The sequence below is a fragment of the Methylosinus sp. LW3 genome, assembly GCF_000527115.1.
In the GTDB taxonomy this organism is placed as follows: domain Bacteria; phylum Pseudomonadota; class Alphaproteobacteria; order Rhizobiales; family Beijerinckiaceae; genus Methylosinus.
Map to the genome: position 1 here is coordinate 1,217,865 of NZ_AZUO01000001.1, position 12,624 is coordinate 1,230,488.

A 12,624-nucleotide genomic window follows, 5' to 3' on the forward strand; every position below is an offset into this window, starting at 1 on the left:
TCGGATAGCGCTCTAGGCGCCGCCTTCGCCGCAATGTGGACGCTATTGAATAGCCAAACTGCAGCGAGATTCGCACGCCGGCTTCCGGCGGGCGCAAAGAGTTGCGGGCGGAGCGGACGCCGTTCATGAGGCATGAGGCGAGCGGCGGGATTATGCGACGGAGAGCGGAGCGTTGGGAGTCGGGCGCCTGCTTTCCCGCCGTCTATCTTCCCGCCCTTTGTCTCGCGCTGACGGCCGTCGCAAATCCCGCGCGGGCGGAGCATCTTCGCGGCGCCATAGCGACGACGACGTTGAAGCCGACTCCGGTCGTCGAGACGCGAGACGCCGCCGATAATCCGGACTCCCCCGATATTTCGGGAAAACGCTCGGAGCTGCGCAGCCTCGAGGAGACGATCACCGTCTCCGCCGAGAGCCGCCGCAAGATCGAGACGGAAATCGAGACGCTGCGCGCCGACCGCGCCAAATTCAACGCCGCGCTGGTCGATGCGGTTCAGCGGGTCGGCGTGCTGGAGAAGCGCGTCGAGGATGTGAGCGCCAAGCTCGAGGCCTCGGTGCGGAGCGAGCAGGCGCTGGTCAAATCGCTCGCCAGTCGCCGCGCGCTGATCGGCGAGGTGCTGCTCGTGCTGCAGCGCATGGGGCGCAAGCCGCCGCCGGCGCTGCTGGCCAAGCCCGAGGATATTCTGGAGAGCATTCGCGCCGCCATGCTGCTCGGCTCCGTGCTGCCGCAGATGCGCGCCGAGGTGGAGACGCTCAAGACCGATCTCTCCGATCTCATCGCGCTACGCGGGCGCATAGAGGCGGAGAGGACGAGCCTCATCGCCGAGCTCGAGCATTTGAAGGAGGAGCGCGTCCGTCTCTCCGCTCTGGTGGAGACGCGGCAGAAGGCGCTGATGCTGGCGCAGAGCGCGCTGGATTTCGAGGCCGAGCGGGCGCGTAATCTGGCCTCCAAGGCGACGAGTCTGAAAGAGCTGGTCGCCCGCATGGAGAGCGAGGTGGAGGCGGCCAAGCGCGCGGCGGAAGCGGCGCGGCGGGCCGACGCCGAGCGCGCCGCGGCCGACGCCGCAATGTCGCTGGACAGTCGCGCCAAGGCGCTGGCGGCGCCGTTCAAGGACCCCGCCCGTCTCGCTCCAGCCGTCGCCTTCGCCGATCTGAAAGGTCGATTGGCGCTGCCTTCGGCGGGGAGCATCGTCAAGCGCTTCGGCGCCTCGGACGGCCAGGGCGCGACCGAGAAGGGCGTGTCCATAGCGGCGCGTGAAAACGCGATCGTGGCCGCGCCCTGCGACGGCTGGGTGGTTTTCGCGGGGCGCTACCGATCCTATGGTCAACTCTTGATCATCAACGCCGGCGGCGGCTATTATGTCACCTTGGCTGGAATGGACCAGATCTCCGTCGCCGTCGGGCAATTCGTCCTCGCCGGCGAGCCGGTGGCGAACATGGGCGGCGGCGCCGTCAGGACTGCGGCGGCCATTGCTATCGGCGCGAAACAGCCCATTCTCTATGTAGAGTTTCGCAAGGACGGAACGTCCATCGATCCGGGCCCATGGTGGGCGAAGCCGGAACTTCAGAAGGTTGGCGGATGATGCGCAAGGCCTCATTGATCATAACGGGAATCGTCATCGGGGCGGGATGCGCCACGCTCGGACAGAATGCGCGCGTGTTGATCGGCTCCCCGGCCTTCGCCGCCGCCGCCGATACGTACAAAAATCTGAGCCTCTTCGGCGATGTCTTCGACAAGGTGCGCGCCGATTATGTCGAGAGGCCCGACGAGCAGAAGCTCGTCGAATCGGCGATCAACGGCATGCTCACCTCGCTCGATCCGCATTCGAGCTACCTCGACGCCAAGGGCTTCAAGGACATGCGGACGCAGACCGAGGGCAAGTTCGGCGGCCTCGGCATAGAGGTGACGCAGGAGGACGGCCTGGTGAAGGTCGTGACGCCGATCGACGACACGCCCGCGTCCAAGGCGGGCGTCATGTCCGGCGATCTCATCTTCGCCATCGACGACGACAATGTGCAGGGCCTCTCCCTCAATCAGGCCGTCGACAAGATGCGCGGCCAGATCAACACGCCGGTGAAGCTAACCATCCTGCGCGGCAAGGACAAGGAGAAGATCGAGGTCAAGCTCACGCGGGCCGAGATCCATATCAAATCCGTGCGCTCGCATAAGGAGGACGAGGATATCGGCTATATCCGCATCTCCCAGTTCAACGAGGAGACCTCGGACGGGCTGCGCACCGCGATCCACAAGTTCCAGCAGGACATGCCGGGCGACAAGCTCAAGGGCTATATCGTCGATCTGCGCAATAATCCGGGCGGATTGCTCGACCAGTCGATCCAGGTGGTCAACAGTTTCATCGACCATGGCGAGATTGTCTCGACGCGCGGCCGCACGGCCGATGAGACGCAGCGCTACAATGCGCGGGCGGCCGGCGACATCTCGCGTGGCAAGCCGGTGGTGGTGCTCATCAATGGCGGCTCGGCCTCTGCGTCGGAGATCGTCGCCGGCGCGCTGCAGGACCATAAGCGCGCGACCATTCTCGGCACGCGCTCCTTCGGCAAGGGCTCGGTGCAGACCATCATCCCGCTCGGCGGCAATAATGGCGCGCTGCGCCTGACCACGGCGCGTTACTACACGCCGTCCGGCCGCTCGATCCAGGCCAAGGGCATCGATCCGGACATCACGCTGCTGCAGGACGTGCCGGACGAGCTGAAGGGCAAGGACGACACCAAGGGCGAGGCCTCGCTCAAGGGCCATCTGAAGAATGGCGAGGACGAGAAGAGCGGCTCGCAGGCCTATGTGCCGCCGGACGCGAAGAAGGACAAGCAGCTGATCGCGGCGGTCGAGATTCTGCACGGCAAGTTCAAGCCGCAGAGCGCCGCCGAGCAGTCGAAGCCGTCCGATTCGTCGAAGCCCAAGGCTTCTAACTGATCGACTTCCAACTGATCGACTGGGCGGAGAGGGCGTTTCCCTCTCCGCCCGTCGCGTTTCGTTCGGCAGGCCGTCATGATCGCGTTCTCGTCCTTAGCCAATCCCGCCGTGTTCCTGCGGCTGACGCAGCGCGTCCTGCCCTGGCTGGGCGCCGCGAGCGCGCTGCTCCTGGGGCTGGGCCTCTATCTCGTCTTCTTCGTCTCGCCGGCCGATTATCAGCAGGGCGAGACGGTCAAGATCATGTATATTCATGTGCCGGCCGCCTGGCTCGCCATGTTCGCCTACATGGTCATGACCTCCGCCTCGCTCGGCGTGCTGGTCTGGCGCCATCCGCTGGCCGACGCCGCGCAGAAGACCGCCGCGACGCTGGGCGCCGCCTTCACCTTCATCTGCCTCGTGACCGGCTCGCTCTGGGGCAAGCCCATGTGGGGGACCTATTGGGTGTGGGACGCGCGTCTCACCTCCATGCTGATCCTCTTCCTGCTCTATCTCGGCCTCATCGCGCTGCGCCAGACGATGGAAGACTCCCCGCGCGGGGCGCGCATAGCGGCGATCATGACTCTGGTCGGCTTCGTCGATATTCCGATCATCAAATTCTCGGTCGATTGGTGGAACACGCTGCATCAGCCGGCCTCTGTGTTCCGCGCCGGCGGGCCGACCATCGCCGGCTCCATGCTGTGGCCGCTGCTGATCATGGCGCTCGGCGCGACGGCGTTGTTCCTCGCGCTGCATCTGATGGCGATCCGCAATGAGATTTTGCGCCGCCGCGTCGCGCGGCTGGCGCTGCAGGTCGCCGCCGCCGGCGAAGAGGGCGGCGCTTCTGGACAATTGCTGGAGCCGGCGCAATGACCGACGAGCATTGGGGCTATATTCTGCTGGCCTATGGCCTGACCGCCGCCACCATCCTCATCATGGCCTTTCGCATTCTGCTGGAGCATAGACGCCTTGCCGCCGAGCTCGCGCGGCTCGAGAAGAACGGCTCCGACGAGAGAGGGGAGGCGCTATGAGCGCCGAGGAGTCCGCGCCGCGCAGCCGTCTGGCGCTATTCCTGCCGCTCGCCGTCTTTGCGGCGCTCGCCGGTCTCTTTCTCGTGCGGCTGTTCTCGGGCGACGCCTCGCGCCTCCCTTCGGCGCTCATCGGCAAGCAGGCGCCGCAATTTACGCTTCCCGCTTTGCCGGGGCTCGCGGGCGTCGGCGGCCTTTCCGGCGACGATCTGCGCAAGGGCCGCGTCAGCGTCGTCAATGTCTTCGCCTCCTGGTGCTCGCCCTGCCGGGCGGAGCATGCGCAATTGCTCGCCCTCGCCAAGGATCCAGCGCTCGCGCAAAAGGGCGTCGCGCTCGTCGGCCTCGCCTATAAGGACGAGCCGGCCAATTCGCTGCGCTTCCTCGCCGAGGTCGGCAATCCCTTCGTGGCGGTCGGCGTCGATCTTCCCGGACGCGTCGCGATCGACTTCGGCGTCTACGGCGTGCCGGAGACTTTCATCATCCGTGGCGACGGCGCCATCGCCTATAAGTTCGTCGGGCCTTTGACCCGGCAGGCTCTGGAAGAGACCTTGCTTCCCGAGATCGAGAAGGCGCTCGCCAATACGCGCGCCGCAGCGCTCGCCGACGCGCAGAAGTAGGTTTCTATTAACCTTAACTTAACGTCGGCTGAGCCATTTTAGCTTCTGGCGGCGGTTCAGGATTCTCAGTCGTCCGGGCCTCGTCGCGCGGGGCGGGCGGTCGATCGGCCGCGACTGCGCGCGCTTCCGGCGCGTCGCGAATTATTGCTTGCGGATAGGCGCAAATTAAAAGGGTGATCGGCTTGCGCGCTATTGTTCCGACGGGGTTGCGAATGCGGTCGGCCGTGCTGCTGTCCATCATCGCCGCCATCGCATTCGCGCAGGCCGTCGTGAGCTGGCTTCTGTTCGCCGGCGGCCTGGACACGGCGCGCGATCCGAGATTGGCGGCGCTCTTCGTCGGGCCGGTCCTCATCGCGCTTCTCTGCATTCTCGGCGCCGTGGCCGTGCGCACGCGCATCGTCCGGCCGCTCGTCGCCGTGACCGAGGCGGTCCGCCACCTCGCCGATGGCGACACTTCCTATCGGCTCGAGATTGAAGACTGTTCCGAGAGCGTGCGGCGCCTCGCCGACGCTTTTGTGAATCTTCGGCAGGTCATCCTCGCGCATCGCGCCGATGAGCATCTGATCGCCGAGGCCAACGCCACTCAGGCGCGCATCGTCCAGCTGCTTGGCGACGGTCTGGCCAAGGTCGCCGAGAAGGATTTGACCTATCGGCTGACCGACGAGGTTCCCGGCTCCTATCGCCGGCTGCAGACGGATTTCAACACCGCCGTCAGCCAATTGTCGGAAGCGATCGGCGAGATGGCCGATAGCACGCGGCTGCTGGGCTCCGGCATGCAGGAGACCGTCGCCGCGGCCGATGATCTGTCGCGGCGCACGGAGAGCCAGGCCTCCAATCTCGAGGAGACGGCGGCCGCGCTCGCGCAGATCACCGAGACGGTCACACGGACCGCCGAGGACGCCGGCAATGCGCGGCAGATCGTCTCCAATATGAGCTCGGAGGCGCAGGCGAGCGGCGGCATCGTGCGGCAGGCCATCGGCGCCATGGGCGATATCGAGCAATCGTCGAAGAAGATCGCGCAGATCATCGGCGTCATCGACTCGATCGCGACGCAGACGAATCTTCTTGCGCTGAATGCGGGGGTGGAAGCGGCGCGCGCCGGCGAGGCGGGACGCGGCTTCGCCGTGGTGGCGGCGGAGATTCGCGATCTCGCGCGCCGCAGCGCCAAGGCCGCCAAGGAGATCGACACATTGATCTCGGTCTCCAACGCGCAGATCGGCCGCGGCGTCTCGCTCGTCGGCGATACGGGCGAGGCCTTGTCGCATATCGTCGAGGAGATCGCCCGCGTCAATGGCGTGGTGGCGGAGATCGCCGATCGCGCGCGCCAGCAGGCCGCGGCGCTGAACGAGGTGAATGGCACCGTCCGCCAGATGGATATGATCACGCAGCAGAACGCTGCAATGGCGGAGCAGACCACCGCCGTCAGCCATGGGCTGAGCGAGAAGACGCGGCGGCTGATCGAGCTGATCTCGCGCTTTCGCATCGCCCGCGATCTCGACGCCGCCGCGCGCGCGGCCGGGCCGCGTCTCGTCGCCTCGGGCGGCGAAAGCTTCTACGAGCCGCGCCGTGTCGGAGCGCCCGACCGGCGGCTCGGCGCGAGCGACCGTCGCAGCAGAGCCTGGACGGATTTTTGAACGCGCATGACAATGAGAGCGAAGCAATTCACCTGCATCCTTCCGCGCCGCGCCGTCTTGGCGCTGGCGGCCGCGCTCGGCCTTTCGGCCTGCGCCAAGACCGCATGGGACATAGAGCCCGCGCCGGTCGATCCTGCGCTCTTCGTCGGGACCGATTGCGCGCATCTCGTGGCGCGGCGCGCCCGCATCTCGCAGGCGCTGATCTTCGCCGGCTCGGCGCAGGACCAGCTCGCCGCGGACGATCGCATGCGCACGCTCGGCGTTCCGACGCCGATGGGCACGCCCTTCGGCGACGATCGCGAGCCGCAGATCGCGCGGCTCAAAGGCGAGCTGCACGCCATCAACGCGCAGATGGACGCGCAGCGCTGCGGGCCGGACTTCCGATGACGCAAAACGCGAATCGGCGGCGTCGCCGCAACGACGGGTTGTCCCGTGGATTGATTCTGGTGGGGCCTTGCTATAGGGCTCGAATTGAGCGGCTGTCGCAGGTCAGCGTTTGGAGGTCGCCGTGACGCGTGTCGATCCACCGTCCTCGCCGGGCGGTGACGCAGGGTCGCCCTCCCAGGGTGGGCTCGGACCTATTTCTATCGCCGAATGCCGCGAGCTCACGCCGCAGCTGCGTCGTGATTTGGAGACGCTCGATTACGAGCTGCGCGGCGCCGCCAATCGCTTGCTGGCCGAGGTGGACGACGCCAAGGGAGACGCGGCGACCTTCCTGCGCGCAGCGACGACCGTGCTGCTGTCCGTCGCCGCAGGGCTGATGGAGACGGCCTCCGAACGCGCGCATGAGCCCGTCGACGTCGCCGCGTTCAAGAACGCCGCCGAGGATGCGGCGCAATGGGCGAAGAGCCGCAAGCTGCGCGATCTGCTCGCCGACGATGAGTGAGCGCGCGATCGGCGCTCAGAAGAATTCCAGCTCGCCGGCGGGGTGATCCGTTCGCCCGTCGTCGTCATGATCGCCGAGGCGCGCCGCCAGCTCCGCGAGCTTGACGCTGCGCGCCGCCGCGCCGCCGCAGACCTGCCAATCCGCCGGCGCCAGCTCTGCGAGCGCGCAGACGAAATCCGATAGTCCCGAGAGCGTCTGCTCGATCGAGTCGATCGCCTGCGCCGAGTGGATGAGCTCGTGCTTCTCCTCCACATTGCTCCATTCGACGCCGTCGACCAGGCAATGAAGGCGGTCCGTCTCCTTGGCCGCGTTGCGCAGCTCTGCGGCCAGCCGCGAGAGGACCTCGACCAGCGGTTGGGATCGCTCATGCGCGCCGCAGGGCGAGGTCGTCTTCGGCTCCGTCATCAGAACAGCTCCAGTGAGCCCGCGGCCGGCAGCTTCGGCATGACGACCGGCGCCGGAGCGGCGTGCGGCGTCGGACCGGAGAGAAGGCTCTGCCGCGCGCGTCCGGACACGGGCTCGTATTCGACGCGCCGCCCTCTGTCGCCGCCGAGATGCTCGGCGACGAGGCGAATGCCTTCGTTCCTCAGAAAGCGCTTCGCGAATTCGGCGTTGCGCGCGCCAATGTCCGAGAGGCCTTCCATCATGCGCGCGCCGCCGAACAGCTTCCCTTCGAGACGGTCGCGGCGCGCGCCTTTCTTCAGTAGGCCGTTGACGAGCAGCTCCATGAGATGCACGCCGTAACGCTCGGCCTCGCCATTGCGCGACGAGGTGAAGTCGCCGGGCAGCAGGAAGTGGTTCATCCCTCCGACGCCGGCGCCGGCGTCGCGGAGGCAAGCGGCGACACAGGAGCCGAGCACCGTCGCGAGGACGGTGGTGGGATCGTCGACCACCCGATACTCGCCTTGGATGATGTGGACTCGTTTCATGGCTGCGTTCATTTGCGTCACGCGATTTTGCCGATGATCGCTTCGAGCGCTTTTTTGAGAGCCGGAACGGTGAAGGGCTTGGTGAGGAAGTTATTGACGCCGAGCTTCACCGCATTCTCGAGCAGCGCCTTGTCGGCGCGTCCCGTGAGCATGATGAAGGGGACTTTCTTGGTCGGATTGTAATTGCGGATCGCCTTCAGCAGGCCGAGCCCGTCGAGCTTGGGCATGTTGAAGTCGGAAATGACGAGATGCGCGGGAGTGGCCATCATGAATTGCAGGGCCTGCTCGCCGTCGCCGGCAAAAAAAATGTTGCGAACGCCGAGTTCCTCGAGACCGTCGCGAATGAGCATCCGGCTCGTGCTCGTGTCGTCCACGATCAAGACTCTCAACTGGTCGGCGATGGACATGGAATTCCCCCGTACTGTTACTGGTTCGTCGAAGTGAGGATATGGGCGGCGATGCGCTGCAGCGTGAGCTGCTTGCCGACGCCGCCGATCTCGAAGGCCGCTTTCGGCATGCCGTAGACGAGCGAGCTCGCTTCGTCCTGGCCGATCGTCTCCGCGCCGATCTTGCGCATGGCCAGCAGGCCTTGCGCGCCATCGCGGCCCATGCCGGTGAGGATCACGCCGAGCGCGTTGCGACCCGCGCTCTGTGCGACCGAATTGAACAGGACATCCACCGACGGACGATGCCCGTTCACCGCTTCCGCATTGGTGAGGCGGCAACGGTATCCGCCGGCGCTCTTCACCACCTCGAGATGCGCGGCGCCGCCGGGCGCGAGATAGACGCGGCCGGGCAGGATCGGCGCACCGTCCACCGCTTCGGCGACATGCGGCTTGCACATGCGATCGAGCCGCGCGGCGAAGCTCGCCGTGAACACCGGCGGCATGTGCTGGGTGACGATGGTCGGCGGACAATTTTCCGGAAAATGCGAGAGAATGGTGAGCAGCGCCTCGACGCCTCCGGTGGAGGAGCCGATGGCGACGAGACGTCCGTCCGGCGCATAGCGCGACGTGGCTGTCGGCGCCTCGCGTCGCGCCGCCGCGGCGGGCTCGACGCGGATCGGCTCGCCGCGCAGCGGCTCGTGGCGGCCGATGGGCGAAGCGGCGATCGCCTTGATCTTCGCCGGCAGCTCGTCGAAAGAGCGCGGATCCTTGGACGACGGCTTGGCGACGCAATCGAAGGCGCCGATCTCGAGCGCCTTGATCGTCGTCGAGGCGCCGCGCTCCGTCATGGTCGAGACCATGATCACGCGCGTCGGACGCAGCCGCATGATCTTCTCGAGAAATTCGAGGCCGTTCATATTGGGCATCTCGACGTCGAGCGTCACCACATCGGGATCGAGCGTCTTGATGGCCTGGCGCGCCTCCAGCGGATCGGCGGCCTCGCCGACGACCGAGATGGCGGGATCACGACAGAGGGTCGCTGCGATGAGGCCGCGCATGGTTGCGGAATCGTCGACGATCAGCACACGAACAGGCATCTTACGAAATTCCTCTGGAACGAAGCCGATAAGTGGTGACGCCGTCATATTCGAAGGCGGATGTGGCCGCGCCGGACACGCGCTCGGAATGGCCGATGTAGAGACGCCCCTCCGGATTGAGGAGAGGAACGAAGCGGCTCCATATGTTCTCTTGCGTCTTCTCCTCGAAATAGATCACCACGTTTCGGCAGAAGATCGCATCGAAGCGGCCGCTCATCGGCCAATGGCCGATGAGATTGAGCTCGCGGAAGGAGACGAGCGAAGCGAGCTCCTCCGTCACGCCCCATTCGTCGCGGCCGCCGCCGAGCGGCGTGAACCAGCGGCTGCGCAGATGCGGCGGCACCGCTTCCATGATCTCGCGGCCATAGACCCCATTGGCGCCAGCGGCGACCATGTTCGGATCGATATCGGTGGCGAGAACCTTGACGTCGAGATCGGCCGCGTCCGGCATGACGGAGAGGATCGACATGGCGATCGAATAGGGCTCCTGGCCGTTAGAGCAGGCCGCCGACCAGATGCGCAGCCGAGCGCCCTTGCGCACGGCGGCGGCGTGCTTGGCCAGCACATTCTCCTCGAGATGCTTGAAGTGATGCGGCTCGCGGAAGAAGCGCGTCACATTTGTGGTGAGCGCCGCCATCATCTTCTGCCGCTCATCGACGCCATCCGCGCTGACGATGAGCGCGCAATAGTCGCGGAAGCTCTCGAGGCCGAGGCTGCGCAGCCGCTTGGCCAGACGCGAATAGACGAGCGTGGCTTTCGAGTCCGGAAGATAGATGCCGGCGTCCTCATGCAGGATCGAGGCGATGCGCCGGAAATCATCCTGCGTCAGCAGAAATTCCCCAGGGACGAGCGGAGCCGTGGCGAGGTGGCGGGTTTTCATTCGGCTGCTTGCGATTCTATCTGGAGTGGCGCCCCACGCGAGGCGGGGCGCGATGTTGGCGTCGAGGCGGCCTATTCCGCCGCCGCCGGCATTTCCGCGACGATCATATCGGCGCGTGGCCGCGCGACGATCGCATCGACGTCGAGAATGAGAGCGACGCGGCCGTCGCCGAGGATCGTCGCGGCGGCGATGCCATGCACATGGCCGTAATTGGTCTCGAGGCTCTTGATGACGACCTGGCGCTGACCCTGGATCGCATCGACGAGCAGCGCGCATTTGGCGCCGCTCTCGGACTCGACGAGAAGCGCGACTTGCGACGTCGGCTCGATCGGCTCGTCGCGATAGAGCAGCACGGCCCCGACATCGATCAGCGGCGTGAAAGTGTTGCGCGTGGCGATCACGCGCGAGCCGGTGCCGAGCTCGTGCACGCTCTCCTTCTTGGGCTGCAGCGTCTCGATGATCGCCGTCAGCGGAATGACCAGCGTCTGTCCGCCGACAGTGACGACCATGCCGTCGAGAACCGCGAGGGTGAGCGGCAGGCTCATCGAGAAGGTGGAGCCGCGGCCGGGAACGGAGGAGATGGAGATGCGGCCGCCGAGCGCCTGAATCGCGCGCTTGACCACATCCATGCCGACGCCGCGCCCGGAGATGTTGGAGACGGAGGAGGCGGTGGAGAAGCCGGGCAGGAAGATGAGATTGTCGATCTCATCGTCGGTGAGATTGGCTTCCGCCGGTATGAGCCCCTTGGAGACCGCGATCTGCCGCACGCGCGCGCGATTGATGCCCGCGCCGTCGTCGGCGACCTCTATGACGATACGCCCCGAGCGATGCGTCGCCGAAAGTCGCAGCGAGCCTTCCTCCGGCTTGCCGGCGGCGATCCTGTCTTCCGCCTTCTCGATGCCGTGATCGACGGCGTTGCGGATCATATGGGTGAGCGGATCGGTCAGGCGCTCGATGACGGTCTTGTCGACCTCGGTCGTCTCGCCGTCCATGACGAGGCGCACGGCTTTTCCGGTCATCGACGCGACCTCGCGCACCGTGCGCGACATGCGTTGGAACACCGGCTTCACCGGCTGCGCGCGAATCGCCATCACGCTGTCTTGAATGTCGCGCGTCAGCTGCTCGAGCTCGTCGAGGCCGATCACGACAGAGGAGGCGCGCGAGAGGCCAGCCTCCGAAACGCGCTGCGACAGCATCGCCTGATTGATGACCAGCTCGCCGACGAGATTGATGAGGCGATCGACGCGATCGAGATCGACGCGGATCGTCGCCTGCACGGAGCCAGAGCCTTCGCCCTTCGCCGATTCCGCCTTAGCTGCGGCAGGATGCTCGTCGCTCGGCGCGGCGAAGGACGCCGGCGCGGGATCGATGGCGACGCTCGTCTGCTTGGGCTCCGCGACGGCGACGGGCGCCTCGGGCGCCTCATGTGGCTCGAGCGACTCCTGCAGAGCCTCGAGCAGCTTGCCGACATCGGCCGTCTCGACCGATAGCTCGCAATCCCATTCGACGAACTCGAACACCTCGCGCACCTCCGCTTCGGAAGCGGTCGTCGTCAGACGAATCGTCCAGCACAGATAGGCGCCTTCCGGATCGAGCTCCGTCAGCTGCGGGATCTCCGATATGTCGCATTCGACGCTCATCTCGCCGAGGCTGCCGAGCTCGCGCAGCAGGCGCAGCGACTCGTTGGCCTTGGCGTAGAGCCCTGCGCTCGGCTTGAACCGAACGATGAAATCCTGCGTCGCCGGCGCCTCCGGCTCGCCGATGTCGAAGATCGAATCGAGCGAGATGCAGACAGGCTGGAAATCGAGCGCCTCGACGCTGACCTTGCCATCATCGTCGCCATGTCGCGGGGCGCCGCCGAGCAGAGCGCTGAGCTCGTCCGCGATGACCTTCACCGCGCCGGCGTCGGCGCTGCCGTCTTCACGCGCGGCGCGAACGAGGTCGGCGAGCACGTCGGAAGCGCGCAGCAGCGTCTTGGTGACGGCCGGCGTCGCGGCGAGCTTGGCGGATCTTATGAGATCGAGCGTGGTCTCGAAGACATGGACGAATTCCACGAGCTCGTCGAAGCCGAATGCGCCCGCGCCCCCCTTGATCGAGTGAACGGCGCGAAACACGGCGTTGACGGTCTCGAGGTCGTCGTCTCCATCCTCCATTCGGAGCAGCCCGCTCTCCAGCTCGACGAGCTGCTCCTCACATTCTTGAAAGAATGTCTGCTTGATGGCGGCCATCGGATCCACGGGCGATCTCCCTTGCAACGCTACG

The 12,624-nt window shown here is 66.1% G+C and carries 14 protein-coding genes; 8 read left to right on the forward strand and 6 right to left on the reverse strand.

Annotation, left to right across the window (positions count from 1 at the left end; all coding sequences use genetic code 11):
• Window positions 1–152 precede the first annotated feature (152 nt).
• From METLW3_RS0106005 to METLW3_RS25195, 8 genes are all read left to right on the forward strand, one after another.
• Entirely contained in the window at window positions 153–1,580 is a 1,428-nt protein-coding gene (locus METLW3_RS0106005) for a peptidoglycan DD-metalloendopeptidase family protein (RefSeq protein ID WP_245267233.1), read from the forward strand.
• On the forward strand, window positions 1,577–2,929 hold the full coding sequence (locus METLW3_RS0106010; RefSeq protein ID WP_024879064.1) for a S41 family peptidase: 1,353 nt from the start codon (window positions 1,577–1,579) through the stop codon (window positions 2,927–2,929). The genes METLW3_RS0106005 and METLW3_RS0106010 overlap by 4 nt, the downstream gene beginning before the upstream one ends.
• Before the next feature lie 75 nt (window positions 2,930–3,004).
• Window positions 3,005–3,778, forward strand: coding sequence for a heme ABC transporter permease (locus METLW3_RS0106015; RefSeq protein ID WP_024879065.1), 774 nt, complete (start codon window positions 3,005–3,007; stop codon window positions 3,776–3,778).
• On the forward strand, window positions 3,775–3,936 hold the full coding sequence (gene ccmD / locus METLW3_RS0106020) for a heme exporter protein CcmD (RefSeq protein WP_024879066.1): 162 nt from the start codon (window positions 3,775–3,777) through the stop codon (window positions 3,934–3,936). Before METLW3_RS0106015 ends, ccmD begins: the two co-directional genes overlap by 4 nt.
• Window positions 3,933–4,550 carry a DsbE family thiol:disulfide interchange protein gene (locus tag METLW3_RS0106025; protein WP_024879067.1) on the forward strand — a complete coding sequence of 206 codons (618 nt, stop codon included), beginning with the start codon at window positions 3,933–3,935 and terminating at the stop codon, window positions 4,548–4,550. The genes ccmD and METLW3_RS0106025 overlap by 4 nt, the downstream gene beginning before the upstream one ends.
• 212 nt (window positions 4,551–4,762) lie before the next feature.
• Complete coding sequence (locus METLW3_RS25190; RefSeq protein WP_024879068.1) at window positions 4,763–6,184, forward strand: methyl-accepting chemotaxis protein; 1,422 nt, start codon at window positions 4,763–4,765, stop codon at window positions 6,182–6,184.
• Between the two features lie 12 nt (window positions 6,185–6,196).
• Window positions 6,197–6,571 (forward strand): hypothetical protein, encoded by a 375-nt coding sequence (locus METLW3_RS0106035; protein ID WP_245267234.1) that lies wholly within the window; start codon window positions 6,197–6,199, stop codon window positions 6,569–6,571.
• Between the two features lie 121 nt (window positions 6,572–6,692).
• Entirely contained in the window at window positions 6,693–7,070 is a 378-nt protein-coding gene (locus METLW3_RS25195) for a hypothetical protein (RefSeq protein WP_134188030.1), read from the forward strand.
• Between the two features lie 15 nt (window positions 7,071–7,085).
• Here METLW3_RS25195 and METLW3_RS0106045 read toward each other — a convergent pair whose 3' ends face one another.
• The 6 genes from METLW3_RS0106045 to METLW3_RS0106070 all read right to left on the reverse strand — a co-directional run bounded on the left by METLW3_RS0106045 (window position 7,086) and on the right by METLW3_RS0106070 (window position 12,590).
• Window positions 7,086–7,475, reverse strand: coding sequence for a hypothetical protein (locus tag METLW3_RS0106045; RefSeq protein WP_024879071.1), 390 nt, complete (start codon window positions 7,473–7,475; stop codon window positions 7,086–7,088).
• Window positions 7,475–8,011 (reverse strand): chemotaxis protein CheD, encoded by a 537-nt coding sequence (locus tag METLW3_RS0106050; RefSeq protein WP_024879072.1) that lies wholly within the window; start codon window positions 8,009–8,011, stop codon window positions 7,475–7,477. The genes METLW3_RS0106045 and METLW3_RS0106050 overlap by 1 nt, the downstream gene beginning before the upstream one ends.
• A 5-nt stretch (window positions 8,012–8,016) precedes the next feature.
• Complete coding sequence (locus METLW3_RS0106055; RefSeq protein WP_018264542.1) at window positions 8,017–8,406, reverse strand: response regulator; 390 nt, start codon at window positions 8,404–8,406, stop codon at window positions 8,017–8,019.
• A gap of 17 nt (window positions 8,407–8,423) precedes the next feature.
• Window positions 8,424–9,482, reverse strand: coding sequence for a chemotaxis response regulator protein-glutamate methylesterase (locus tag METLW3_RS0106060; RefSeq protein WP_024879073.1), 1,059 nt, complete (start codon window positions 9,480–9,482; stop codon window positions 8,424–8,426).
• A gap of 1 nt (window position 9,483) precedes the next feature.
• Window positions 9,484–10,362: a protein-glutamate O-methyltransferase gene (locus METLW3_RS0106065; RefSeq protein WP_024879074.1), complete on the reverse strand. Its 879-nt coding sequence runs from the start codon at window positions 10,360–10,362 to the stop codon at window positions 9,484–9,486.
• 71 nt (window positions 10,363–10,433) lie between these two features.
• On the reverse strand, window positions 10,434–12,590 hold the full coding sequence (locus METLW3_RS0106070; RefSeq protein WP_036290258.1) for a chemotaxis protein CheA: 2,157 nt from the start codon (window positions 12,588–12,590) through the stop codon (window positions 10,434–10,436).
• Window positions 12,591–12,624 lie beyond the last annotated feature (34 nt).

Bases quoted from the DNA above. Each gene is read 5' to 3' on its own strand.
- METLW3_RS0106005 (WP_245267233.1), top strand. From the start codon at position 153: ATGCGACGGAGAGCGGAGCGTTGGGAGTCGGGCGCCTGCTTTCCCGCC.
- METLW3_RS0106010 (WP_024879064.1), top strand. From the start codon at position 1,577: ATGATGCGCAAGGCCTCATTGATCATAACGGGAATCGTCATCGGGGCG.
- METLW3_RS0106015 (WP_024879065.1), top strand. From the start codon at position 3,005: ATGATCGCGTTCTCGTCCTTAGCCAATCCCGCCGTGTTCCTGCGGCTG.
- ccmD (WP_024879066.1), top strand. From the start codon at position 3,775: ATGACCGACGAGCATTGGGGCTATATTCTGCTGGCCTATGGCCTGACC.
- METLW3_RS0106025 (WP_024879067.1), top strand. From the start codon at position 3,933: ATGAGCGCCGAGGAGTCCGCGCCGCGCAGCCGTCTGGCGCTATTCCTG.
- METLW3_RS25190 (WP_024879068.1), top strand. From the start codon at position 4,763: ATGCGGTCGGCCGTGCTGCTGTCCATCATCGCCGCCATCGCATTCGCG.
- METLW3_RS0106035 (WP_245267234.1), top strand. From the start codon at position 6,197: ATGAGAGCGAAGCAATTCACCTGCATCCTTCCGCGCCGCGCCGTCTTG.
- METLW3_RS0106045 (WP_024879071.1), bottom strand. From the start codon at position 7,475: ATGACGGAGCCGAAGACGACCTCGCCCTGCGGCGCGCATGAGCGATCC.
- METLW3_RS0106050 (WP_024879072.1), bottom strand. From the start codon at position 8,011: ATGAACGCAGCCATGAAACGAGTCCACATCATCCAAGGCGAGTATCGG.
- METLW3_RS0106055 (WP_018264542.1), bottom strand. From the start codon at position 8,406: ATGTCCATCGCCGACCAGTTGAGAGTCTTGATCGTGGACGACACGAGC.
- METLW3_RS0106060 (WP_024879073.1), bottom strand. From the start codon at position 9,482: ATGCCTGTTCGTGTGCTGATCGTCGACGATTCCGCAACCATGCGCGGC.
- METLW3_RS0106065 (WP_024879074.1), bottom strand. From the start codon at position 10,362: ATGAAAACCCGCCACCTCGCCACGGCTCCGCTCGTCCCTGGGGAATTT.
- METLW3_RS0106070 (WP_036290258.1), bottom strand. From the start codon at position 12,590: ATGGCCGCCATCAAGCAGACATTCTTTCAAGAATGTGAGGAGCAGCTC.